This window comes from Ruegeria sp. AM9 (genome assembly GCF_056540565.1).
The window spans coordinates 1-847 of sequence record NZ_JBQFWY010000046.1; the positions used below are offsets into that span (position 1 = coordinate 1).

Annotated in this window: 1 protein-coding gene; it reads right to left on the reverse strand. The window is 58.4% G+C overall.

Going from position 1 to position 847, the window contains the following annotated elements; genetic code table 11:
- Window positions 1–43: 43 nt before the first annotated feature.
- A protein-coding gene (locus ACR0DO_RS19495; RefSeq protein ID WP_480506179.1) for an IS5 family transposase occupies window positions 44–801 on the reverse strand; the annotation gives its coding sequence in 2 pieces (ribosomal slippage) (window positions 44–477 and window positions 477–801; 759 coding nt in all).
- Window positions 802–847: the final 46 nt, after the last annotated feature.

An 847-nucleotide genomic window follows, 5' to 3' on the forward strand; every position in this document is an offset into this window, starting at 1 on the left:
CTCCAATTTCAGAAGAGTAGGGGTTGGTACCTAGGGTCAGGATTCATAACCAATATATGACGAGAGCGGCGAGCGCGATGGCCGAGAGGAAGACCTTTGGGGATCGGTCATAGCGTGTTGCCACGCGCCGCCAATCCTTGAGCCTGCCGAACATGATCTCGATGCGGTTGCGCCGTTTGTATAGCCGCTTGTCGTATTTGACTGGAGCCTTGCGCTTCTTCCGGCCAGGGATGCAGGCGCGTATCCCTTTGTCTTTTAACGCATCCCTGAACCAGTCGGCGTCATAGCCGCGGTCTCCGAGTAGCCAGTCGACTTTTGGCAGACTGCTGAGTAACGCCCGTGCGCCGGTGTAATCGCTGACCTGCCCGGCAGTGACGAATAGATTAAGCGGCCGCCCCTGGCTGTCGCAGATGGCGTGCAGCTTCGTGTTCATGCCACCCTTGGTCCGACCAATCAGGCGTCCACGCCCCCCTTTTTCGCGGCCATGCTGGTCGCGGTGCGGTGGGCCTTTAGATACGTCGCGTCGATCATCACGGTCTTTTCCTCGCCATGTTCGGCGGCCAGGCCGACCATCATCCGCGCGAAGATGCCTTTCTCGCTCCATCGTTTCCACCGGCTGTACAGCGTCTTATGCGGTCCGTATTCCTTGGGAGCGTCGCGCCAGCGCAACCCGTTGCGATTGACGAAGATAATCCCGCTCAGCACTCTCTTGTCATCGACCCGTGGCTTGCCGTGCGACTTCGGGAAGAAAGGGGAAAGCCTGGCCATCTGCTCGTCGGTCAGCCAGTAAAGGTCGCTCATATCACCACTCCATTTTAGAAGCCGTGAATCACGCAGCGCGTTGAAA